Source organism: Clostridium sp. AF12-41 (assembly GCF_003461685.1).
GTDB lineage: Bacteria > Bacillota > Clostridia > Lachnospirales > Lachnospiraceae > Otoolea > Otoolea fessa.
In genome coordinates, this window is sequence record NZ_QTXO01000005.1 from 182,138 (window position 1) to 203,825 (window position 21,688).

At 50.2% G+C, this 21,688-nt stretch carries 22 protein-coding genes and 1 pseudogene; 5 read left to right on the top strand and 18 right to left on the bottom strand.

The genetic code is table 11. The features are described from left to right. Positions 1-12 precede the first annotated feature (12 nt). The 10 genes from DWV73_RS09805 to DWV73_RS09855 form a co-directional block, all read right to left on the bottom strand. Positions 13-789 carry a hypothetical protein gene (locus DWV73_RS09805; RefSeq protein WP_117796563.1) on the bottom strand — a complete coding sequence of 259 codons (777 nt, stop codon included), beginning with the start codon at positions 787-789 and terminating at the stop codon, positions 13-15. Between the two features lie 414 nt (positions 790-1,203). Continuing rightward, positions 1,204-1,890 carry a bifunctional phosphoribosyl-AMP cyclohydrolase/phosphoribosyl-ATP diphosphatase HisIE gene (gene hisIE, locus DWV73_RS09815; protein ID WP_117796565.1) on the bottom strand — a complete coding sequence of 229 codons (687 nt, stop codon included), beginning with the start codon at positions 1,888-1,890 and terminating at the stop codon, positions 1,204-1,206. 336 nt (positions 1,891-2,226) lie between these two features. Continuing rightward, entirely contained in the window at positions 2,227-2,985 is a 759-nt protein-coding gene (gene hisF / locus DWV73_RS09820; protein WP_117796566.1) for an imidazole glycerol phosphate synthase subunit HisF, read from the bottom strand. A gap of 92 nt (positions 2,986-3,077) precedes the next feature. Continuing rightward, a complete protein-coding gene (gene hisA, locus DWV73_RS09825; RefSeq protein WP_117796567.1) occupies positions 3,078-3,788 on the bottom strand; it encodes a 1-(5-phosphoribosyl)-5-[(5-phosphoribosylamino)methylideneamino]imidazole-4-carboxamide isomerase in 711 nt (236 codons plus the stop codon). Positions 3,789-3,866: 78 nt separating this feature from the next. After that, positions 3,867-4,484, bottom strand: coding sequence for an imidazole glycerol phosphate synthase subunit HisH (gene hisH, locus DWV73_RS09830; protein WP_022360499.1), 618 nt, complete (start codon positions 4,482-4,484; stop codon positions 3,867-3,869). A gap of 108 nt (positions 4,485-4,592) precedes the next feature. Further along, a complete protein-coding gene (gene hisB, locus DWV73_RS09835) occupies positions 4,593-5,189 on the bottom strand; it encodes an imidazoleglycerol-phosphate dehydratase HisB (RefSeq protein WP_117796589.1) in 597 nt (198 codons plus the stop codon). Positions 5,190-5,298: 109 nt separating this feature from the next. Next, positions 5,299-6,414, bottom strand: coding sequence for a histidinol-phosphate transaminase (gene hisC, locus DWV73_RS09840; protein ID WP_117796568.1), 1,116 nt, complete (start codon positions 6,412-6,414; stop codon positions 5,299-5,301). Positions 6,415-6,420: 6 nt separating this feature from the next. Next, positions 6,421-7,137 (bottom strand): ATP phosphoribosyltransferase, encoded by a 717-nt coding sequence (gene hisG, locus DWV73_RS09845; RefSeq protein ID WP_117796569.1) that lies wholly within the window; start codon positions 7,135-7,137, stop codon positions 6,421-6,423. After that, entirely contained in the window at positions 7,131-8,303 is a 1,173-nt protein-coding gene (locus DWV73_RS09850; RefSeq protein ID WP_117796570.1) for an ATP phosphoribosyltransferase regulatory subunit, read from the bottom strand. The genes hisG and DWV73_RS09850 overlap by 7 nt, the downstream gene beginning before the upstream one ends. A 261-nt stretch (positions 8,304-8,564) precedes the next feature. Further along, positions 8,565-9,332 carry an NAD(P)-binding domain-containing protein gene (locus DWV73_RS09855; protein ID WP_022360494.1) on the bottom strand — a complete coding sequence of 256 codons (768 nt, stop codon included), beginning with the start codon at positions 9,330-9,332 and terminating at the stop codon, positions 8,565-8,567. A gap of 358 nt (positions 9,333-9,690) precedes the next feature. Here DWV73_RS09855 and DWV73_RS09860 point away from each other — a divergent pair, with 358 nt between their 5' ends. The 5 genes from DWV73_RS09860 to DWV73_RS09880 all read left to right on the top strand — a co-directional run bounded on the left by DWV73_RS09860 (position 9,691) and on the right by DWV73_RS09880 (position 14,731). Then, positions 9,691-11,031, top strand: a complete 1,341-nt coding sequence (locus tag DWV73_RS09860) for a potassium transporter TrkG (RefSeq protein WP_117796571.1) — start codon at positions 9,691-9,693, stop codon at positions 11,029-11,031. A gap of 13 nt (positions 11,032-11,044) precedes the next feature. After that, complete coding sequence (locus DWV73_RS09865; protein ID WP_117796572.1) at positions 11,045-11,692, top strand: TrkA family potassium uptake protein; 648 nt, start codon at positions 11,045-11,047, stop codon at positions 11,690-11,692. 17 nt (positions 11,693-11,709) lie between these two features. After that, the gene (locus DWV73_RS09870) at positions 11,710-11,994 is read left to right on the top strand and encodes a hypothetical protein (protein WP_147341938.1); all 285 of its coding nucleotides are present in this window, start codon (positions 11,710-11,712) and stop codon (positions 11,992-11,994) included. Between the two features lie 81 nt (positions 11,995-12,075). Next, positions 12,076-14,037: a DUF4118 domain-containing protein gene (locus DWV73_RS09875; RefSeq protein WP_107000892.1), complete on the top strand. Its 1,962-nt coding sequence runs from the start codon at positions 12,076-12,078 to the stop codon at positions 14,035-14,037. Then, positions 14,030-14,731 carry a response regulator transcription factor gene (locus DWV73_RS09880; protein ID WP_022360489.1) on the top strand — a complete coding sequence of 234 codons (702 nt, stop codon included), beginning with the start codon at positions 14,030-14,032 and terminating at the stop codon, positions 14,729-14,731. Before DWV73_RS09875 ends, DWV73_RS09880 begins: the two co-directional genes overlap by 8 nt. Before the next feature lie 176 nt (positions 14,732-14,907). Here DWV73_RS09880 and DWV73_RS09885 read toward each other — a convergent pair whose 3' ends face one another. From DWV73_RS09885 to modA, 8 genes and pseudogenes are all read right to left on the bottom strand, one after another. Beyond that, positions 14,908-15,396: a MogA/MoaB family molybdenum cofactor biosynthesis protein gene (locus DWV73_RS09885; RefSeq protein ID WP_117796574.1), complete on the bottom strand. Its 489-nt coding sequence runs from the start codon at positions 15,394-15,396 to the stop codon at positions 14,908-14,910. A gap of 29 nt (positions 15,397-15,425) precedes the next feature. Further along, complete coding sequence (locus DWV73_RS09890) at positions 15,426-15,863, bottom strand: MOSC domain-containing protein (RefSeq protein ID WP_022360487.1); 438 nt, start codon at positions 15,861-15,863, stop codon at positions 15,426-15,428. A 130-nt stretch (positions 15,864-15,993) separates the two neighbouring features. Then, positions 15,994-16,974 carry a GTP 3',8-cyclase MoaA gene (gene moaA, locus DWV73_RS09895; protein WP_117796575.1) on the bottom strand — a complete coding sequence of 327 codons (981 nt, stop codon included), beginning with the start codon at positions 16,972-16,974 and terminating at the stop codon, positions 15,994-15,996. Continuing rightward, positions 16,971-17,447, bottom strand: coding sequence for a cyclic pyranopterin monophosphate synthase MoaC (gene moaC, locus DWV73_RS09900; RefSeq protein WP_022360485.1), 477 nt, complete (start codon positions 17,445-17,447; stop codon positions 16,971-16,973). The genes moaA and moaC overlap by 4 nt, the downstream gene beginning before the upstream one ends. Then, complete coding sequence (locus tag DWV73_RS09905; RefSeq protein ID WP_181986244.1) at positions 17,422-18,411, bottom strand: NTP transferase domain-containing protein; 990 nt, start codon at positions 18,409-18,411, stop codon at positions 17,422-17,424. Before DWV73_RS09905 ends, moaC begins: the two co-directional genes overlap by 26 nt. Positions 18,412-18,433: 22 nt before the next feature. Continuing rightward, a complete protein-coding gene (locus DWV73_RS09910) occupies positions 18,434-19,522 on the bottom strand; it encodes a sulfate/molybdate ABC transporter ATP-binding protein (RefSeq protein ID WP_117796577.1) in 1,089 nt (362 codons plus the stop codon). 131 nt (positions 19,523-19,653) lie between these two features. Further along, positions 19,654-20,298, bottom strand: a pseudogene (gene modB / locus DWV73_RS09915) (molybdate ABC transporter permease subunit); the annotation flags it as partial. A 200-nt stretch (positions 20,299-20,498) separates the two neighbouring features. Next, a complete protein-coding gene (modA, locus tag DWV73_RS09920; RefSeq protein ID WP_117796578.1) occupies positions 20,499-21,353 on the bottom strand; it encodes a molybdate ABC transporter substrate-binding protein in 855 nt (284 codons plus the stop codon). Positions 21,354-21,688: the final 335 nt, after the last annotated feature.

Genomic DNA, 21,688 nt, shown 5'->3' on the forward strand with positions numbered 1-21,688 from the left:
GGTGGTCTGCTTTTATTTTTCCAACTCTTCTTTTAAGTTGGAAATAAAAGTGGGTAACATGTTTTCAATGTAAAGTGTGATGAAATCTAAATCTTTTTCGGTCACATTCTGGGGAATGATAACCTTTGCCACAGAACCAGAAAGTGTTGGTATTGTAAAACAATACGCCGACGGCTCCATCGACGTCAGAACTTCCTCTTTGGATTCAGCGGTACTATTTTCACTAACCTCTTTAGAATCTTTAGAAGAACTTTCATCCTCAAAGGAGTCAATATCATTCTCATCTGATTCCAAAAGAATAATGCCGTTTTTCAGTATTCCTACCTGCTCTGCATTTTCAATGAATTTCGCAGCGGCAATATCCTTAGCGCTTTTCGTTAGATTGTATTCTAAAAGAAGTATATTACTAAGCTTATCTTGACTAGGAAGGGCCTGGTTTTCATATCTTTCCACGATCTTACGATATAGCGGAGCCGATAAAAAGCTTTCTACGATAGCGCGTCTGGTATCTAATTCATTAACCGGATAGACAATCCGCTTGGCAAGTTCTGTCAGTTCAACCGCTCCATTTGAACCTCGAATCAATCCAAACTGCTTTGCAGTACTAATCTTTGCCCGAAAGGAATTTGTCTTCACGCTAAATCCAAGAACACTTGCAATAGTATTGATAGATACACGCTTTCCACCGATTTTTACAATTTCATTAATGAAATCCACAATTTCTTTAATAGAAAACATGGGATACAGTGAACTTCTTTCCTTTATATTTTTTTCAGCCGACTGTGCCATCTGAGAATCTCCCTCCTTAAATCCACGTCTAGTATAGCATCTACCATCCACTTCGTCAAGACTTAAACTTAATTTGATTCTCAATGTGCTCAAAATTTGATTCTTATTTACGTCCATTCTCGTAAAAACTATGTTTTTTACATTGTAAATTTAAAATTGAGTGCACATATCATTAAAAAAGACCATATCATTTTTCTTATATTTTGCGAAACAGCATCTGTTGTCATTTGCTGTTTCACAAATTTCATTTTTTCCTTCTGCACTCCTATTTTTAACCTGATTCTCCAAGCATTCCATACACTTAATATATATAATTTTCGTATAAAAATAGGCTATTGCAAACACCTGCATCCGCAATAGCCCATTCTTACCTTCTACTATATTCGTCACTCTCCAAAAACTTAAAAGAGCTTTCTACCGCATATACTCCTGCTTCACCTTATGATCCACCACATGCCGCTTCGCCAGCTCTTTCGTCACATCCTCTACGCTGATGCCCGCGTCTGCCATCAGAACCATGGCATGATAACACAGGTCTGCCAGCTCGTAGATCGTTTCGTCCTTGTCTTTCTTCGCTGCCGCGATGATAACCTCGGTACACTCCTCGCCGACCTTCTTCAGAATCTTGTCCAGACCTTTGTCGAACAGGTAGGTGGTGTAGCTTCCTTCCTTCGGGTTCGTCTTACGTCCCATAATGAGGTCGTAAAGTCCCTCATAGGAAAACGGCGTGATCTCCTCGTTCTGGTAAACCGGCTCAAAGAAGCAGCTCTCCGCGCCCGTATGGCACGCCGGACCTTCCTTGACTACCTCGACAATCAATGTATCCTTATCGCAGTCCGCATAAATACTGGAAATATGCTGCACATTCCCGCTCGTCTCACCCTTTCTCCAGAGCTCCTGACGGCTGCGGCTGTAAAAACAGGTTTTCTTCTCACGAAGGCTGATCTCCAGACTCTCTCTATTCATCCAAGCCATCATCAGAACCTTCTTGCTATAATGATCCTGCACGATCGCCGGAATCAGACCTTTCTCATTAAACTTTAACTCATCAATCTTAAACGACGGCTCTACGCCTGCAATCTCGTTGATATTCTCACTCATATTTTTATCCTGCCTTACCACATAAAATTTTAATTACATCGTAACTGTTCAGTACCTTCACAGTCACGCGCAAAATTCCATTAAAAATTACCTGCTGGCTCATGTTTTCGTACGATCAGCGCAGCGCCGACGCTCTCCTTCGTGCTCCACAGGAGAACAGGCATCCAAAAACTGTAGAAAACATCGCATACGCCGGTGCTTAGTGAGGTCTTTTCGAACTTAGCACCGCTGCGTAGGCGCAAGAGCGAAAGCGTTTTTCGGAAGTTTCTGGATGCCTGTTTTCCGTCCCTCTCACGAAAAAGCGCCGCCCTCAAACTTTTGGGAAATCTATGCGATTTAGATCAACCGCATCTCCACCCCATTCTCCGCCAAATACTGCTTGAGTTCCTTAATATTTACTTCCTTCCGGTGGAAAATACTTGCTGCCAGTCCCGCGTCGATCTGCGGATACTGAAAAAGGTCTAAGAAGTCTTCTTTCTTTCCCGCGCCTCCCGATGCAATAATCGGCACATCGACACGCTTCGCGATCTCCAAAAGCATCGGAATATCAAATCCCTGCTTCACGCCGTCGGTATCGATACTGTTGACCACCAACTCGCCTGCGCCGCGTCTGACGCCGGATTCTGCCCATTCCAGCGCATCAATACCTGTATCGACACGCCCGCCCTGCTTAAATACGTGGTATTCATCTCCAACACGTTTGACATCCATCGAAAGCACCACACACTGATCGCCGTAGCGGTGTGCCGCCTCGGTAATAAGCTCCGGATTTTTGATCGCGCCGCTGTTGACGCTGACCTTGTCCGCGCCGCATTTTAAAACGCGGTCGAAATCATCCAGCGTGCTGATGCCGCCGCCGACCGTCAGCGGGATGAAAACCCGTTTTGCCGCCTCAGTCAGGATGTCGGTAAAGATTTTTCTTCCTTCTACACTTGCCGTAATATCATAAAATACCAGCTCGTCCGCGCCGCTCTGGTTGTAAAATTCTGCCATCTCGACCGGATCCGCCACATCCTGGATTCCCTCGAAGTTGACGCCTTTCACGACACGCCCGTTCTTTACATCCAGACACGGAATAATACGTTTTGAAATCATGCCGTTCCCTCCTGATTTCTTTTTCTGATTATTCATTCGAACGATTCGAATGATTCGAATGATTTTTTGCCGCTTTTTATACGGCGCTTCTCCTAAACGGAATATTTCAGTGCTTCCTTTAAATCAATCGCACCCAGATACAGCGCTTTTCCTAAAATCGCACCATACACCTCATTTTTCAAGATCTCAATCTCCTTGAGGCTGCTGATTCCACCGGACGCCACGATATCCAGCCCTTCAATCTGCGATAATTCTTTATAAAGCTCCAGGTTCGTTCCCTGCATCTTTCCATCGCGGGAAATATCGGTGTAAATGACCGTTTTCACTCCCGTATCGCGCAGGCGGCGGCAGAAGTCAACGCCTCTTACCTCGCTCGTCTCAAGCCACCCGTGAGTCGCCACAAAACCATCCTTCGCGTCCACACCGACTGCAATTTTATCGCCGTATTTGCGGACCATTTCTTCGACAAATGGATAATTTGTGACCGCCACCGTGCCGAGAATCACGCGTCCGGCTCCGAGCGACAGGTATTTGTCGATGGATGCCTCGTTGCGGATGCCGCCGCCGACTTCTACAAATAATCCCGTTGTCTTAATCAGCTTCTCTATCGTGTCAAAATTTGCCAGCGGCGCGTCTTTCGCGCCGTCCAGATCGACCACGTGCAGGTTTTTCGCGCCCTGCTCCTTGAATCCCAGCGCCACCTTCTCCGGCCGGTCGCTGAATACTGTCATCTGGTTATAATCGCCCTGCACCAGGCGCACCGCCTTGCCGTCCCGCAAATCAATCGCCGGAAATAGCTCCATGTCCGTTTCCTCTCCATAACTGTTTAAATCCAATCTACAAGCCTGAAAAAACAGTTACCTTTCTTGTTTTTCTATTAATTATATCTCCGAAAACGCCTTCAGAATCCGCAGTCCCACTTCCCCGCTCTTCTCCGGATGAAACTGGCAGCCCATGACATTTTCATTTGCCGCGGACGCCGTGACCGGAATGCCGTACTCCGAGGTTGCCAGCAGACTCTCATCACAATCTTTTCCATAGAAGCTGTGGACAAAGTAGACGTAATCGCCCTCTTTGCTGTATTTAAACAGCGGATGCTTCTTTCCTTTTTCCGTCAGATGCAGGCTGTTCCAACCCATGTGCGGCACTTTTAGGTTTGCCGGAATGTCTTCTTTTAAGTCTGCCATCACGCCCGGAATCAGTCCCAGACCCTGATGCTCGCCGTATTCATAGCTTTTATCAAAGAGAAGCTGCATTCCGAGGCAGATTCCCATGATCGGTTTGCCTGCTTTTGCTTCATCCAGCAGTGGCTCTGCCATTCCGGATCCGCGCAGTTTCGCAATCGCATCGCCATACGCGCCGACGCCTGGTAAAATGATGTGATCCGCTTTTCTTAAATCTTCCGGATCGCGGCTGACTTTATTTTCCAGTCCTAGGTAACTGAGGGAGGAACTGAGGGAAAACAGGTTTCCCACGCCGTAGTCAATAATTGTTATCATTTGCAGCCTCCTATATCAATTCATGTATGTTCCCGCAGTCAACGCAGGAACCTGCTGAATCATTATAAACCTATTAAATAGATTTGTTATACTTACTTTTATCTTAGATCATAATACCCCTTTTGTCGATGGAATCTCGTCCCGGTACTTCTCATCGATCGACACCGCCTCGCCGAGCGCGCGTCCCAGTCCCTTGAACATCGCCTCGATGATATGGTGGCTGTTTTCGCCGTGGAACATTTTAAAATGCAGCGTCATCCGGCTGTTGGAGGACAGTGCAATCATAAATTCCTTTACAAGTTCGGTATCAAAATCGCCCACTTTTTCGGTCGGAATCTCCACATCCATGACCAGATAGGAACGTCCGCTTAAATCGAGCGCCGTCATTACCAGTGTTTCATCCATCGGAAGCAGGAAACTGCCATAACGGCGGATGCCCTTTTTATCACCCAGCGCCTCTAAAATTGCCTGTCCCATGGCAATTCCGATGTCCTCTGTCGTATGATGGTAATCGACCTGCGTATCTCCGTCACATTTCAATGTGAGATCAAACCGTCCATGTCTGGCAAATAGCTCCAGCATATGGTTTAAAAATCCGCAGCCCGTATCGACCTGATATTTTCCCGTTCCATCTAAATCAATCGACAGGCTGATTTTCGTCTCTGCCGTGTTTCGTTCTAATGAAATCTTGCGTTCTCTTGACATTTCTGCCAGCCTTCCTTTCTTATTCACAGCTGCCCCATCTACAAAAACCATGCTGCCAGCATTTTCATACGGTTCCCACAGTAAATGCGTGAACCTATTGAATTCCAGCCTATCTTACAACTGCACTTCTCGCCGCTTCCACCAGCTTCTTCGTCTCCTCAACAAACGTTTCCATCTCTTCCTCGGATCCGATGGAAATGCGGACGTAATCTTTGATCCGCTCGCTGTCCCAGCGTCTTACCAGGATTCCTGCCTCGCGCAGTCCGTCAAAATAGACTTTTCCCGGCATATCGCCGCTCTTGGCAAAAATGAAGTTGGTCTTCGAATCCAGCACAGTAAATCCAAGTGCCCGGAGCGCCTCGGTCGTTTTTTCACGCGTTTTGCAGATGCGCCCGGTACATTCTTTCGTGTAGTCCCAGTCGCGCATCGCCGCCGCGCCAGCCAGAATCGACAGGCGGTTGACGTTGTACGGGTTAAAACTGTATTTGATCCGGTTCATATCCGCGATAAGTTCCGGGTTTGCGATCGCAAATCCGACGCGCGCGCCGGCTAAGCTGCGGGATTTGGAAAAGGTCTGGATAATCACCAGATTTTCGTATTTCGAAAGCAGTGATACACACGATTCGCCGCCGAAATCCACATACGCCTCATCCACCATCACAACGCGGTCCGGGTTGGACGCCGCTACTTCCTCAATCGCAGAAAGCGGCAGGTTCATGCCTGTCGGGGCGTTTGGATTAGCGATGATCACATTATTTCCGCAATTTTTATACGGTTCGATATTTAATGTAAAATCTTCCTCCAGCGGAACTACCTTGAACGGGATTCCATAGAGCCCGCAGAGCGCCGGATAGAAGCCATATGTCAGATCTGCGAACTGCAGCGGCGCGTTCTGGTCGCAGAATGCCCGGAATGCAAAACCTAAAATCTCGTCGGAACCATTGCCCGCGATGACCTGGTTTGTTCCCACGCCGTAGTGGTCGGCGATCGCCTCGATGAGGATGCGCTCTTCCGGATCCGAATAAAGGCGTAAATTTGCAAGTTCCAGCGGCATAATTTTAGAAGAATTTTCCTCATACCCCGCCAGAATCGCCTCCGCAACCTTCGGGCTCGGTGGATACGGGCATTCATTGGTGTTCAGCTTGATAAATTTCCGTCCCTGTGGCTGCTCGCCCGGTGTGTACGGAAGAAGTGATTCGCTTGCTTTGCTCAAAAAACGGCTCATATCTGCCTACGCCTCCTTTTTGTCCTCTGCGGCTGCTTCGTTTGCTGCCTGTTTCTCTTTCTCTGCTTTTTCCTTCTTTTCCTGTTCTTTCTTCTTCTGGTGTGCTTCCACCGCGCCCTTCAGCTTCTCCGCCATCTCGGTGATCTGCTTGTTTTTAAACTCAAAGCTGCTCTTGTTAGCGATGAAACGGGCGCTGATCGGCAGGAACTCTTCCAGCACTTTCAGGTGATTTTCACGGATCGTGCTGCCCGACTCGACAATATCCACGATGACGTCCGAAAGCCCCAGAATCGGCGCCAGCTCAATGCTTCCGTTTAATTTGATAATATCAATATCGCGTCCCAGCTTCGCGTAATGCTCTTTCGCAATATTCGTAAATTTCGTTGCCACGCGCACCGGTCGGTCTTTGTCCTCGACGTAATCCTCTTTTCCAGCCACGCACATCCGGCATTTTCCAAGTCCCAGATCGAGAAGCTCGTATACATCCGGGTTGCTCTCCATCAGAATGTCTTTTCCGACGATTCCGACGTCTGCCGCATGGTGCTCGACGTAGATTGCCACATCACTCGGCTTTACGAGCAGGTAGCGGACACCCGTCTGTGGGTTCTCAAACACCAGTTTTCTATTTTCGTCGTAAATACTCTTGCAGTCATATCCGACCGACGCCAGAAGCTCATACACCTGAGCGCCCAGTCTTCCCTTTGGCAGTGCTATGTTTAACATCTCGCGCCCTCCTTTCCATTCTCCTGAAAGGCATTTTCCCGGTCCTCTTCCAGGGAAAGACGTCCGTCATACCGGTACAGATAGCAGTAACGCAGATCCTCCGGCACAGCTTTCTCCACCCGCACGCGCAGTCCCTGACGGCGCAGGCTTTCAACCGCCTGGCACAGGCGCACTACATCGACATCCGGCTCATAGAGTACCAGCGCATCGACATCGTAGCGGATGCTCTTTTCCGGCAGGCGCTCCAGCTCTTTCAAATAGATGGCAAATCCGATCGCATCGGCTTTCTTTCCTAATTTTGCCATCATACCGTCGTACTGGCCGCCGGAAAGAACCTGGCGTGCCAGACCATCTAAGAATCCCTGGAAAATAATACCGTTATAATATTCAATGTCATTGATCATCGAGAAATCCAGGCGCACCTTGTCAAGCTGTCCGCCCAGTCCCATCGCCTCCAGAACCTCATACAGGCGGGATAACAGGGCAACCGCCTCTTTCATTTTCGGCGTATCCGCGATCGCACCTGCCTCTGCCAGCACCCGCCCAAACTCTCCGTACAGCCCGGAAACCTTCAACAATTTCTCTGTATCGCCCTCCGGCAGTGCCAGATCCGCGCACAATTTTTCCAATCCGCTGCGGTTTTTCGTCCGGATCAGCCCTAAAATGATATCTTTCTGATCGGCATTGACCGGAAGCTCTTCCATCAGTCCCACCACGAAATCCATGTTGGAAATCTTGAGCACATAGTCCGTCTCAAAATCCGCCAGACTCTTGAGCGCCAGCGCCAGCACCTCCGCGATCACGCAGTCATCCACGCCGCCCATGCACTCCAGTCCCATCTGGCTGATCTCTTTGTAAGTGTGGCTTTCCTTGCTCTCACGGTACACACTCTCCAGATAATAGACCTTCTCGCACGTATTTTTATCTGCTTTGGTGTTCTTCGCGATGCTCAGCGTCACGTCCGGCTTGAGAGCCATCAGGCGTCCGTCCAGATCCGTAAACGTTGGTACATTTTCGCCTAACAGGAAGCTCTTATTCGCTGCATACAGGCTGTATTCCTCAAACCGCCCCATCCGGTACTTGCGGTATCCATAGCTCTCATAAAGACCTCTCAGCCGAAGCGTCGCCGTCTCCGCCCTCCGAAGGCTCTGAATCTCTAAATTCATGCTCTATCTCCTCTCAACTGCCGCCGCAACCGCCCCGGCTCAACAAAATCCGCCGGACAATCACCCGCTCGTCTATATCCTGCCGTTATAGCTCCCATCACTTTTGTTTATCTTGCTATCATGGTAGCGTACTAAAGTGTTTTCTATATACTATCATTCCTTCTTAAAAAAAGCAACTACTTTTTTAGAATACTCACACTTTAATTAAAAGAAAAACTCGGGGCGTGAGAAATGTGCGCCCCGAGTTTTTCCACCTCGACTCTATTCTTTTATAACCTTCTCCAAAATCGGCCCCAGAATCTCCGTCCAAGGCGTATACGCATCCTTTTCCTCCAGATGCGTCAGCGCCATCCAGTTCAGTCCTCCCGGTGTCATTTCTCTGGCAAGGTCTTCCAGATCCCCGTCCCACGTCGCTGCCTTGCGGGACAGCGCCCCAGTAAATTCGGTGATGTATGCCCGTGCGGATGGCTCATCCAGCCCGTTTCTCTCACACCACTGGATAATGACGGTCAGAAGCATATAGTAAGCGCTCATCAGGCCCGTCGTGCTCCTAAGGATCGCGATCTGCTTCGGCGTATCGACCGGAACCGGCTTGCCGACGTGACTCATCAGATCGACTACCTCCGGGATATCCGGGTAAATCACCACCGGTCCGAAGCGGTTCGCCGCGAAGGTCAGAGGCACAACATCCGCCAGAATCTCTCTCGATCCAAACATTTCCTCAATGCGCTTTAAGCTCAGCGTTGCAACCAGATTGATAAACTTCTTCTCCGGTCCGATATGAAGCGGTTTTAAGATATCTTCCGCCGCCTTCGGAAGGAGCGCCGCAAAGACCCAGTCCGACCGGTCCACAACTTCCTGGTTATCCGCCGCGACCGACACGATCTCCGGGTATTTCTCATGCAGCATCTGCGCCCGTTCTTTATTTCTCGGCGATACAACGATCTGCAGATTCTCCATTCCGCTCTCGCAGAATCCAGTCACGACGGACGTCGTAATGATTCCCGTTCCAATAAATCCCAGTTTCATAAACTTCTATCCTCTCTTTCTCCCCTCCGTTTACCCGAAACTTTTCCAGACAATTCCGAGCGAACTTTTCTGGTAGTTACTCCACGATTTTATTCACATACACAGTATACAACTTAAAACACATATTTTCCAGCATCCTGCTCGTTTGTGTTTGCCGTTCCTCTACCATTACTACAATCTCAAAAGCGCTTTTTGTCCACTTCCGAAAATAAAGCGATTGAAATAAGCCATCTTGCCCAATCTGCACAAGCAATCTCCTCATCTTTATTCAATCTTAATACGTCGTAAATCTCCCTTATCCGCTCTTAAAATCTCCAGCTGTATAATATGACCATCACAGAAATAAGGAGCTGTCTTTATGCCTGAAGAGATTATTCGACGAAAGCGCCGCCTTTCGTCTTTTCAAATTATCACATTAGGTTTTGCCGGGGTCATTTTACTCGGAGCGCTATTGCTGATGCTGCCGATCTCCACGACTGGAGAGAATGTAACTCCATTCAATGAAACGCTGTTTACTGCGACCTCTGCCGTCTGCGTGACAGGGCTTGTAGTACAGGATACAGGCTGCTACTGGTCAACCTTTGGGCAGGCGGTTATTCTGGCACTGATCCAAATTGGTGGTCTTGGTGTCGTAACCGTAGCAGCATCGTTTGCGCTGTTGTCCGGGCGAAAAATTTCTCTGATGCAGCGCAGCACCATGCAGGATGCAATTTCAGCACCAAAGGTCGGCGGAATCGTCCGTCTGACACGCTTCATCCTGCGAGGGACGTTTCTGATTGAGCTACTGGGAGCGCTTGCCCTGCTGCCGGTATTCTGCCGGGACTATGGATGGCGCGGCATCTGGATGGCGGTATTTCATTCCATATCCGCTTTTTGCAACGCCGGGTTTGACATTCTTGGGACAGAAAGCAACCACTATCCATCTCTTACCGGCTACGCGGACAGCCCGGTAATCAATATCACGATTATGCTGCTGATCGTGATCGGCGGTATTGGATTTCTGACGTGGGATGACATCTTTGAAAACAAGTGGCGGTTTCATCGCTACCGAATGCAGAGCAAGGTGATTCTGGTCACGACAGGTTTTTTAATTTTTCTGCCTGCTATGTTTTTCTTCTTTTCAGACTTTTCCGCGCTTCCCGCCGGAAACCGGCTGCTGGCATCCTTTTTTCAGTCTGTCACGCCGAGGACAGCGGGCTTCAACACGGTAAATCTTTCCACGATGTCCGGTGCATCACAGGGCGTAATAATCCTTTTGATGCTGATCGGCGGTTCTCCAGGTTCTACAGCAGGCGGTATGAAAACAACGACACTGGCGGTTCTGCTTGCCAATGCCACTGCAACCTTCCGCCAGCGCGATAGTGCCCGATTTTTCGGACGCAGAGTCGATTGCAGCGCCGTCAAGACCGCCGCGACCATTCTGACGATGTACTTGATGCTGTTCTTTGGCGGTGCTGTCTTTATCAGCGCATATGAGAATCTTCCGCTGTCTGTCTGCCTGTATGAAACGGCATCAGCGGTCGGGACGGTGGGATTGACACTTGGTATTACACCGCAGCTGCACATTCCATCGCAAATGGTGTTGATCACGCTCATGTATCTGGGCAGAGTCGGCGGTCTTACCCTCATTTATGCGACATTTTCCAGCAAAAAGGTGGGGAATGCAAAGCTGCCGCAGGAAAAAATCACGATTGGATAAGGAGTCTTTTCACATGAAAAACATTCTATTGATTGGCACAGGCCGCTTCGGACGGCATATTGCAATACAGCTTTCTCAGCTGGGGCATCAGGTCATGGCGGTCGATACAAACGAGGAACGAATCAATGATGTGCTGCCATATGTCACCAACGCACAAATTGGCGACAGTACAAACGCGGAGTTTCTTCGCTCTCTTGGCATCGGAAATTTTGATGTCTGCATCGTGACCATCAGCGGGAACTTTCAGAACTCGCTGGAAACCACCTCGCTGCTGAAAGAACTGGGTGCGAAGTGCGTGGTGTCGCGTGCCGAGCGTGATGTGCAGGCGAAGTTTCTGCTTCGCAACGGTGCCGACCAGGTAGTCTACCCGGAAAAACAGGTGGCAAAATGGGCAGCGATCCGATACACTGCCGACCATATTTTCGACTACATAGAGATCGACGAGCAGCACGCCATTTTTGAAGTAGAAGTTCCGGCCGGGTGGATCGGCAAAAGTGTTGGTGAACTGGATATTCGCAGAAAGTATGGCATTAACATTCTCGGCATCAAACATTCAGGAAAAATCGACGCTTCCATTACGCCGGATACGGTGCTGTCCGGGGAAATAACGATTTTAGCGTTGGGCGAATACAAAGCGCTGCAAAAGTGCTTCCGAATCTGAATGGACGGTGAGGGTATATGGAAGATAGCGTTTTGATCGCTGGGACGGCGCTAATGTTCCTGTTCGGCTGGTTTTTGATGAAACGGCTGGATCGCTTTCTGGACGAAAATCAGAAGCGCATCAAAGAATCGTCTGAACAACAGCAGGCTGAACCGTGCGTGCATCTGGTCGGAAATATTTCTCCTGACGAACTTGAGGAAACATTTTCTCAGTTTCGCAATAGTCATGCCCATGTAGAAATCGTGATCTATGATTCAGAGCAAATTTCTTTTCCGGACAACAAATCCAATTGGGCGCAGTAGAAACCTTCACATTTTGGTGCTATAATTGCTATAATATTGTTTAAGAGGGGTGGTGAAAATGTGCAGAATAAAGGAAGCGAAATGCCAAAAGAGCATATTCTTGTGTGCCTGTCCTCGTCTCCATCCAATGAACGCATTGTACGAATGGCAGGGAAAATGGCACAGGCATTTTGCGCCAGTCTTACCGCACTTTACGTGCAGACCCCCGGAGACGCTGATATGAACGCGGAAGATACCGTCCGTTTGCAGGCGAATATGCGTCTGGGGCAGCAGCTTGGCGCAGAAATTGTCACAACGCATGGTGAAGATGTGGCGACACAGATCGCGGAATATGTGCGGCTCTCTGATGTGACCAAAATTGTGATTGGACGAAGCGGCATACAGCGGCGGCATTTCTGGAGCGAATCGACGCTGACAGAACAGCTCATTACGCTTGCACCGGAGGTAGATATTTATATTATTCCGGATGTGGAAGCCTATAAGAACTGCCGCAGAAATCAGCCGCTTACTATCCGCCCGGCGTTTCCGACCGCCCGGGAACTACTTCTGACCATCGGAATTCTGGCAGTTACGACGGTCATCGGATGGATTTTTCTGCGGCTCAGCTTTGCAAATGCCAATATCATCATGGTTTACCTGCTGGGTGTGCTTCTGACTTCCACTTTTACCAGCGGATATACCTGCGGTGTGCTGTCCGCTTTTTTGAGTGTCCTCCTGTTCAATTATTTTATGACGGAGCCCCGGCTGTCTTTGGCAGCCTATGGCAGCAAATACCCAATAACCTTTGCCGTCATGTTCGCGGCTGCACTTTTGACAAGTACACTTGCGGCCAAGCTCAAAGCCCACGCACAGCTATCCGCACGGGACGCTTATCGCACGAAGCTCCTTTTTGATATGAACAGACAGCTCCAAAAAGCGGAAACGCCGGAGGAGGTCTATCGGATGACCGCGACGCAGATACAAAAGCTCATGCAGCGAGACGTTCTGATTTACCCGGCACAGGGCAACGCTCTGCTGGATGGGAACATTTATCCGGCTGACGGAAGTAGTCCATACAGCATCCCAGATACCGACCGGGAACAGAACGTGGTTCAATGGGTCTGGCAAAACCGCAAGCGCGCCGGAGCAACGACGCAAAACTTTCCAAAAGCAAAACGGCTGTATCTTGCCATCCGTACCGGACAGCAGATTTACGGTGTTGTCGGGATTCCGATGGAAAAGCAAACGCAGCCTGACGCATTTACATCCAGCGTTCTGTTCTCCATCCTCGGCGAGTGCTCTCTGGCGCTGGATAACCTGCGAAATGCCAGAGAAAAGGAAGAAGCTGCCGTTCTTGCAAAGAACGAACAGCTTCGCGCCAATCTTTTGCGTTCGATTTCTCATGATCTCAGGACACCACTGACCTCGATTTCCGGCAACGCAGATACGCTGCTGCACAGCTATGACGTGTTGGATGAGCAGACACGGAAACAGATTTTTACGGACATTTATGACGATGCACAATGGCTGACGGGACTGGTTGAGAACTTGCTTTCCATTACGAAAATTGTAGACGGCAGCGTAAAGCTGCACCTTTCTGATCAGGTCGTGGATGACATCATATCGGAAGCACTCAGGCATATTGACCGAAGAGCGGCAGAACATCACATCGCAGTAGATTGCGGAGACGTACTGTTGCTGGCACGGATGGACGCAGGACTCATCATGCAGGTGCTCATCAATCTGGTGAATAACGCAGTCAAATATACCCCGGTTGGCTCGAACATCCGGATCACGGCAATCCCGCGAGAAAATATGGCTGAAATATGTGTCAGCGATAACGGTCCCGGTATTCCGAATGAACTGAAGGAACGTGTTTTTGAAATGTTCTTTACTGGGGGCAATCCAATTGGCGACAGCCGCCGAAGTCTTGGACTAGGACTTACGCTCTGTCAAACCATTGTTCATGCACATCATGGTGAAATGACGTTGAAAGACAATTCGCCGCATGGCTGCATCTTTTCCTTTACAATACCACTTAGTGAGGTGAACTTAAATGAATAAGCCGCTCATCCTCGTTGTAGAAGATGATACCCCGGTGCGAAATTTAATAACGATGACACTAAAAACTCACGAATATAGGTATCTTTCGGCGCAAAACGGCGCAAGTGCCGTGATGGAAGCGCTGTCTCACAACCCGGACATTGTACTGCTTGATCTGGGGCTGCCGGATATGGACGGCGTGGAAGTCATCCAAAAAATCCGCTCGTGGTCGAATATGCCGATCATTGTGATCAGCGCCAGAACAGAGGATTCCGATAAAATCGGGGCGCTGGATGCTGGGGCGGATGATTATCTAACGAAGCCTTTTTCCGTGGACGAACTGTTGGCACGACTGCGGGTGACGCAGCGGAGACTGTCGATGATGAAAACAGACTCCGTGCAGGATTCTCCGATTTTTACGAATGGTGCGCTGAAAATCGACTATGCGGCAGGCTGCGCATATCTTGACGGCACAGAGCTACACCTGACACCCATCGAATACAAGCTGCTGTGCCTGCTCTCCAAAAATGTTGGTAAGGTTCTGACACACACCTATATCACGCAGCAGATTTGGGGCAGCAGTTGGGAAAACGATATCGCTTCTCTGCGGGTGTTCATGGCGACCCTGCGCAAAAAGCTGGAACGCGGAAAAGACGGGCAGCAATACATACAAACACACATCGGAATCGGCTATCGGATGCTCCGCATCGAGTAAGTAATTCCTGAACTGAACATTCATGACTGAATGGAGTAGATTTCTTGTGGTCATTCCATTCTGCCCCAAATAAGCTGACCATCGTTGAAATAGCGAGGACTTGAAAGTCCTCGCTATTAGCATACATCGTCTTACATATTATATCTGTTTTTCCATCTTCGTTTTTGCTGCTTTCCCTACTTTCTAGCACACTCCCCATCAAGCCCCAAAAGGATTTTTAATCCATGATCCAGCTGCGGCAGAATGTACTCCAGACACTCCCGCACCGCCTTCGGACTGCCCGGCAGGTTGACGATCAGCGTGCGTTTACGGATCCCACTTGCCGCTCGGCTTAACATCGTCCGCTTTGTAAATTGTAAGCTGTATGCCCGCATCGCCTCCGGGATACCCGGAACCATCCGTTCCGCGACCGCCAGCGTCGCCTCCGGCATCACGTCGCGCGGAGAAAATCCCGTTCCGCCCGTTGTTAAGAGCAGATCGGCCTTTCCCTCATCGCAGATCTCCTTCATCGCCTCTTCCAACATCGCCTGGTCATCCGGCAGCACCTTCTGCCAGACCACCTCATAACCAGCCTCTCTCACCATTTCTGCGATTACCGGACCACTCACATCCTCCCGTTTTCCCGCGTACCCAGAGTCACTGGATGTAATAATTGCTGCTCTCATTGGTTTCCCACCTCTCTTTGATCTCTTTCCTACGCTTCTTCCAGAATCTCCAGATTATCTCCCTCTTTGATCACGCCGCCGTGCAGCACCTTCGTAAATACGCCCTCGCGCGGCATGATACAATCGCCCATCGCCTGGAAGATCGCGCATCCATGGTGGCATTCTTTTCCGATCTGTGTCAATTCCAGCACGACGTCGTTGCATTTAAATTTTGTCCCGATCGGGAGCGTCTTGAAATCGATTCCTTCCACGACCAGATTTTCACCGAACGCGCCGTCCTCGACTTTCGCACCACGCGCGCGGAATTCCTGAATCCGGTCATATGAAAGAAGGCTGACCTGACGGTGCCATTTGCCCGCATGGGCGTCACCCTCGATTCCATAGTCCTCGATAAGACAGACCTGATGGACATTTTTCTTCTGAACACCTTTGATTTCACTGGTACACGTTGCGATTACTTTTCCCATGATTGTTTCCCCTTTTCTATCCATAAATTTTCCGATTTCATATTTCATATACGATATTTCACTTGTAACATTCCGCCGGCTCACACTTTCACCGCAGAAACCATAATCATAATCCTCACAAACACCCTGCTTATCCGCCTATCTGGGACATTCCCCGGTGTTCCCGATCCGTAAATTCCGTCTTTTTCTCAAAACTATGTCCCTTCGGCTTTTCCGCAAGCGCCTGTCCGATCGCCCGGCGCAGGTCTTCATCGGTACCGCCGCCGCGCAGAATGGTCTTTAATTCCACCCCATTGTCATACTGGAGACAGGTCTTTAAGAATCCTTCCGATGTCAGCCGGATCCGATTGCATTCGGAACAGAATTTATGGCTGACCGCGCTGATAAAACCGATCCGTCCCTGAAAGCCAGGGACTGCGAAATAATGGCACGGGCCATTTCCTGCCACGTCCCCGCACGGGGTAAAGGTTCCAAATGCCTCTTCCAGCGCATGCTTCAACGCATCCTCTTTCACAAAGGCAAACTGCGTCCCCATGCCGATCGGCATCATTTCGATGAAACGCACGTGCACGTTATGGTTTTTCGCCAGTTCCGCCACCTCTAAAAGCTTTTGCTCCTCGATCCCAAGCACCGGCACACAATTTATCTTGATCTGCATCCTGCCTTTCTGGATCGCCGTCCGAAGACCGCGTCTGACCGCTTCGAGCTCATCCCGGCGTGTGAGCTGCCGGTACACCGACGCATCCAGCGTATCCAGGCTGATCGTGACTGAATCAACCCCCGCGTCCGCCAGCGCATCGTACATTTCTTCTAATAAAACACCGTTCGTCGTGATCGTCAGGCTCTTGATTCCCGGAATCTGTTTTAACGCTGCTGCTAACTCCGGCAGTCTCCGGCGCACCAGCGGTTCGCCTCCGGTCAGCTTGATTTTCTGAATGCCGTTCTCTGCCAGAATCTGGCAGACCCTCTCGATCTCACCAAACCGCAGGATCTCTTCATGGGAAATGCTGCTGACGCCTTCCTCCGGCATACAGTACACACAGCGCAGGTTGCATCGGTCGGTCACGGAAATCCGGACGTAGTCGATCGTTCTGCCGTATCCGTCTATCATCGCACAAATTCCCCGCTCTTTCCTCCCGATTTTGCATCGAGATGTATCTCTCCGATCTCCATCCGCTTGTCGATCGCCTTGCACATATCATAAATGGTCAGAAGCGCCACGCTGACGCCGGTCAGCGCCTCCATCTCGACGCCGGTCTTTCCTTCCAGCTTAGCAGTACAAAGTGCCTTGATCGTCAGCTCTTTTTCATCCACCTCAAAATCCACGCTGCATTTCGTGATGAGAAGTGTGTGGCACATCGGGATCAGGTGTGCGGTCTGCTTCACCGCCATGATTCCCGCCACACGCGCCACCCCCAACACATCGCCCTTGGCAACCGTTCCCTCCAGAACCGCCTTCATGACCGCTTCATTGACGTGAATCTTGCCGGATGCCGTCGCCGTCCGGCTGGTAATCTTCTTTTCCGTTACATCTACCATGATCGCATTTCCCTTTTCATCAAAATGCGTTAATTTCTCTTCCATCTGTATCCTCCTTTTCCTCTTCTTCCGGCTCCAGAAAGATTTTCTCAAACGCTGCTTCTGCTGCCGCCTGCACTGCTGCTTCCATCCGGCGGAATTTTTCTAAAAACACCTTTCCCTCCGGCGTCAGCACAGAAAATCCGCCCTTGCTTCCGCCCGTCTGGCGCTCTAAAAACTGGATTCCCAGCTGCGCCTCCGCGATCTTGAGCATTTTCCAGCCCTTGCTGTAAGAAATATCCCGGATCTGACAGGCACCGAGCATTGAACCACTCTCAGCAACTGCCTCCAGAAAATCCGCCGTCAGCGCGCTGAAGCATTCTTCCTCGCGGCTCAGCGAAATCGACGCCCGAAATGCCAGCTCCCCGCGCTTCTGCCTGTCTTTTTCGTAGGCAAGCAGCGATTCGTAGTCCATTTTCGTGTTGGTGTCCAGTAAAACACCCGGATCTTCAACCTCGATCTCCCGGACACCTTCGCCCCACGCATCCATTGCGCCGCGGAGTCCTTTTCCACCCCGGTACGTTAAGATATGTCCAAACACTTCCTTCGACAGCATGACCGGGTGTCCTTTTTTTCCCTGACAGACCGGTACTGCCATGCTTCCGGGCGCCTGCGCCATCTTCTCGATTGTGTCCGCCGTGATCATCGGCACGTCGGCAGGGAACAACAGCACCCGATCGGCTTTTTTCTGGATATGGCGCAGTCCCATGCAGATTGAGCCGTACATCTGCGATGTCTCATACCGCTTGTTTCGGATACAGACCGCACCACGGTGTGAAATATGACGTTCCAGCACATCTGCCTGATACCCGGTCACGACGACGATCGGCGAGATCCCCGCCTGCCGGATCGTGTCGATCTCCTTCTGTATCATCGTGGTCTGCCCCATCCGGAGCATCGGCTTTAATTCTTCCATGTGCGCCGACCGCCCTGCCGCCAGGATGATCGCGCCTGTTTTCCCATCTGCCATACATATCCCCTTTTCTATCATTCTAACCTTCTTTTAAAAGCATGATATCTCCCGGTGCAATTCCCAGCCGGACGCGGTCTCCGCGCTGATACTGGTTTAGTGAATCACTCTGCTTATAGTCTACCTTCCACCAGATCACCTCGCGTTCCAGTGCATTTTCTTTGTCACCCGCTGCCCCTGCATTTTCCACTGGACGCAGCAAAACATCCCACTCAAATGGCTGGCAGAGTGTGTCCCCCCACTCGCACGTAAATTCATTCGCACTGCCGCGCGCCGGATAAAACTGATGCGCCCGGATGCCGATATAGGCATGCTCCGCGGCAACTGCTTCTTCGGTCTGAAACGTGAGTCCCCAGTCTAGCGCCTCCACCTCATATTCGCCGATCCGCCGGATCCGGCTGAAGTTTTTACAGCCTGTCAGGCGTGCCGCAGTGACATTTTCCGGTTTCTGAAAAATCGCCCGCGTCTCTCCCTTCATCGCCACCTGTCCGCGGTTTAAGATGATGCTCTTCTCGCAGAACCGATAGACCTCGTCCCGGCTGTGGCTAACCATCAGCACATCGCCCGTGTACCCGCGGAGTACCTCGCGCACCTGGAACTGCAGTTGTTCCTTCAGATAATAATCAAGCGCCGAAAATGGTTCATCCAGCATGATCACATTCGGCTCATAGACGAGAATGCGCGCCAGCGCCACACGCTGCTGCTGTCCGCCGGAAAGCTGGGACGGATACCTTTTTTCAAGCCCTTCTAATTTAAAGAGACGGATCATGCGGGCAGCTGCCTCCTGTTTTTCCTCCTTGCTGCCCGAAAGCCCCGCTGCAATGTTGGTTTCTACGGTCATATTCGGAAACAATGCATAATTTTGGAATAAATAACCGATTTTCCGCTTCTGCGGCGGCAGGTTGATGCGCTTTTCCGAATCAAAGAGCACCCTGCCATTTAACACGATCCGCCCTTCGTCCGGCGTCTCAATTCCGGCGATACACTTGAGCGTCATGCTCTTGCCGCTTCCGGAGGCGCCGAGAATGCCCATGACGCCGCCATCGGTGTTAAGCGATACGTCCAGCGAAAAGCCGGAAAATCTCTTTTTGATTGCCGCCTGCAGGCTCATCCCGCGCCTCCCTTCTGTGCATCCGCTTCCCTGTCCGCAAACAGTTCCACCGAAACCTTTGCATCCTGACCGCCCGCTTCCACACTGTTATCCTTCTTTTTATGATTGCTGCTTCCGCGCATATCCCGCCGCGACAGCACATTCATCAGCACGACGACCAGGAAGGAAATCACCACGATGATCCACACATACTGGTATGCCATCGACATTTTTCCAGCCGCCACCTGTGAATAGATGGCAAGCGGCAGTGTCTGCGTCTTTCCGGCGATATTGCCCGCCAGCATCGCGGTCGCACCGAACTCGCCCAGTCCTCTCGCAAAGGCAAGGATCGCGCCGCTTAAGACGCCCGGCATCGCCGACGGCAGAATCACCCTCCAGAAAATGCGGCTCTCGGAAAATCCCAGCGTCCGAGCCGCATAGATAAGCGTCACATCGACCTGTTCAAACGCGCCGCGCGCTGCCCGGTACATAAGCGGAAATGAGATCGCCACCGCCGCGATCACCGTTGCCGCCCATGAAAATACAATCTTGACGCCAAACAATTCCAGAAACAGCTGTCCGAGCGGTCGTTTTACACCGAAAATCATCAGCAGGAAGAAGCCTGCTACCGTCGGCGGCAGGACCATCGGAAGCGTCAGGATGCCGTCCAGCACCATTTTCACTTTCTCAGAGCGTGCCGATACCACCAGCCGCGCCATCCAGACTCCCAGAAAAAACGTAATAATGATCGACAGCGTTGCTGTTTTCATCGATATCCATATCGGAGACCAGTCCATCTTTCTTCCCCCTTTCCTATGAAATGTACTCTCGGAGTCTTCTCGACTGAGATAAAAACTGCCGCAGAACACCTGGTTTTCAGCGGACCCTGCATTCTGCGGCGGATTTTATTCCCTACGTTGTTCACTGTCTGTCCTTCGCCGTCCTGTTTTCTGTTCACACAGTCGGCCGCATATCCCAGACAGCCATCGCTCCCGGCTTATTTATTTGCTGTGAAGCCATACTCCGCAAAGAAGGAGAGCGCATCATCAGTTCCCAGATAATCTACAAACTTCTGTGCTGCATCTTTCTTTGTGCTTGCGCTTACAACGCCAACCGGATAGATAACCTTCGATACGCTTCCTTCCGGTGCATATCCGATAACCTTTACCTGGTCAAACTGGTCGCTGGTGGTTGCATCGGTCAGGTACACGATACCTGCATCAGCGCTTCCGGCTGCTACCCAGCTTAAAACCTCGGTTACGTTGGTACCAAAGCTTGTCTTAGCCTCTACATCATCCCACATACCCAGGTTCTCAAAGGCTTCCTTGGAGTACTGTCCAACCGGAACACTCTCTGGATCGCCGAGTGCAATCTTCTCTGCCTTTGTAATATCCTCAAAACCGGTAATTCCCAGTGTGGAATCCTTCGGAACGATCAGGGCGATCTTATTTTCCAGAAGCTCTACGACAGAATCTGCATCAACCAGTCCCTCGTCCTCCAGCGCGTTCATCTGCTTCATCGCTGCGGAGAAGAATACGTCTGCATCTGCGCCCTCTTCAATCTGGGTCTGCAGCTTTCCTGAACTGTCAAAGGTAAAGCTCAGCTTGATGTCCGGATTCTCTTTCTCAAATGCCGGCTGAATCTTGTCTTCCATAACGTACTGAAGGCTGGCTGCTGCCGCTACCAGAATCTCCTGCTGGTCGCCGGTTGCCTCTGCTTCTGCTTCGGTCTCTTCTGTCTCAACTGCCTCCGTTTCCGGTGCTGCTGTCTCAGCCGGTTTGCTGGATGAACATGCGGTCAGGGATGCTGCCGCCATCGCTGCTGCTATTACAAGTGCCCACGTTTTTCTCATATCTTGGTTCCTCCCTCATTTCACGCACATGTTTCCGGCATCCTCCTCGTTTCGATTCCTTACGCCATAGCAATGTGGTTTTTACCCTTCCGTTATTTTTGAAAAATTATAATGATATTTGCTAATCAAATAGTAGCACGTGGCACTTTTTTTGTCAATCTTTACAATAATTCTTATTTAATGCTCGTCGTCGTTATGTGCATCAAAAAATAACGCGGCTTTTTTCTGCATTTTCCCTTTATTCTTATGAATTTTCCAGTTGTTCTTTCCAAACCCTTCCGTCTATTTTCGTGAAATTATTATGATGATTTTTCATATATTTTATTTTTATCTTT

What these genes read in the sequence shown, in the direction of transcription:
- modA (WP_117796578.1), bottom strand. Translation starts at nt 21,353, where the DNA reads ATGAGAAAAACGTGGGCACTTGTAATAGCAGCAGCGATGGCGGCAGCA.
- DWV73_RS09905 (WP_181986244.1), bottom strand. Translation starts at nt 18,411, where the DNA reads ATGGCAGATGGGAAAACAGGCGCGATCATCCTGGCGGCAGGGCGGTCG.
- moaC (WP_022360485.1), bottom strand. Translation starts at nt 17,447, where the DNA reads ATGGAAGAGAAATTAACGCATTTTGATGAAAAGGGAAATGCGATCATG.
- moaA (WP_117796575.1), bottom strand. Translation starts at nt 16,974, where the DNA reads ATGATAGACGGATACGGCAGAACGATCGACTACGTCCGGATTTCCGTG.
- hisIE (WP_117796565.1), bottom strand. Translation starts at nt 1,890, where the DNA reads ATGAGTGAGAATATCAACGAGATTGCAGGCGTAGAGCCGTCGTTTAAG.
- DWV73_RS09850 (WP_117796570.1), bottom strand. Translation starts at nt 8,303, where the DNA reads ATGAATTTAGAGATTCAGAGCCTTCGGAGGGCGGAGACGGCGACGCTT.
- hisB (WP_117796589.1), bottom strand. Translation starts at nt 5,189, where the DNA reads ATGTCAAGAGAACGCAAGATTTCATTAGAACGAAACACGGCAGAGACG.
- DWV73_RS09910 (WP_117796577.1), bottom strand. Translation starts at nt 19,522, where the DNA reads ATGAGCCTGCAGGCGGCAATCAAAAAGAGATTTTCCGGCTTTTCGCTG.
- hisF (WP_117796566.1), bottom strand. Translation starts at nt 2,985, where the DNA reads ATGATTTCAAAACGTATTATTCCGTGTCTGGATGTAAAGAACGGGCGT.
- DWV73_RS09865 (WP_117796572.1), top strand. Translation starts at nt 11,045, where the DNA reads ATGAAAAACATTCTATTGATTGGCACAGGCCGCTTCGGACGGCATATT.
- hisG (WP_117796569.1), bottom strand. Translation starts at nt 7,137, where the DNA reads ATGTTAAACATAGCACTGCCAAAGGGAAGACTGGGCGCTCAGGTGTAT.
- hisC (WP_117796568.1), bottom strand. Translation starts at nt 6,414, where the DNA reads ATGAGCCGTTTTTTGAGCAAAGCAAGCGAATCACTTCTTCCGTACACA.
- DWV73_RS09855 (WP_022360494.1), bottom strand. Translation starts at nt 9,332, where the DNA reads ATGAAACTGGGATTTATTGGAACGGGAATCATTACGACGTCCGTCGTG.
- DWV73_RS09880 (WP_022360489.1), top strand. Translation starts at nt 14,030, where the DNA reads ATGAATAAGCCGCTCATCCTCGTTGTAGAAGATGATACCCCGGTGCGA.
- DWV73_RS09875 (WP_107000892.1), top strand. Translation starts at nt 12,076, where the DNA reads ATGCCAAAAGAGCATATTCTTGTGTGCCTGTCCTCGTCTCCATCCAAT.
- DWV73_RS09885 (WP_117796574.1), bottom strand. Translation starts at nt 15,396, where the DNA reads ATGAGAGCAGCAATTATTACATCCAGTGACTCTGGGTACGCGGGAAAA.
- DWV73_RS09860 (WP_117796571.1), top strand. Translation starts at nt 9,691, where the DNA reads ATGCCTGAAGAGATTATTCGACGAAAGCGCCGCCTTTCGTCTTTTCAA.
- hisA (WP_117796567.1), bottom strand. Translation starts at nt 3,788, where the DNA reads ATGGAGCTATTTCCGGCGATTGATTTGCGGGACGGCAAGGCGGTGCGC.
- hisH (WP_022360499.1), bottom strand. Translation starts at nt 4,484, where the DNA reads ATGATAACAATTATTGACTACGGCGTGGGAAACCTGTTTTCCCTCAGT.
- DWV73_RS09805 (WP_117796563.1), bottom strand. Translation starts at nt 789, where the DNA reads ATGGCACAGTCGGCTGAAAAAAATATAAAGGAAAGAAGTTCACTGTAT.
- DWV73_RS09870 (WP_147341938.1), top strand. Translation starts at nt 11,710, where the DNA reads ATGGAAGATAGCGTTTTGATCGCTGGGACGGCGCTAATGTTCCTGTTC.
- DWV73_RS09890 (WP_022360487.1), bottom strand. Translation starts at nt 15,863, where the DNA reads ATGGGAAAAGTAATCGCAACGTGTACCAGTGAAATCAAAGGTGTTCAG.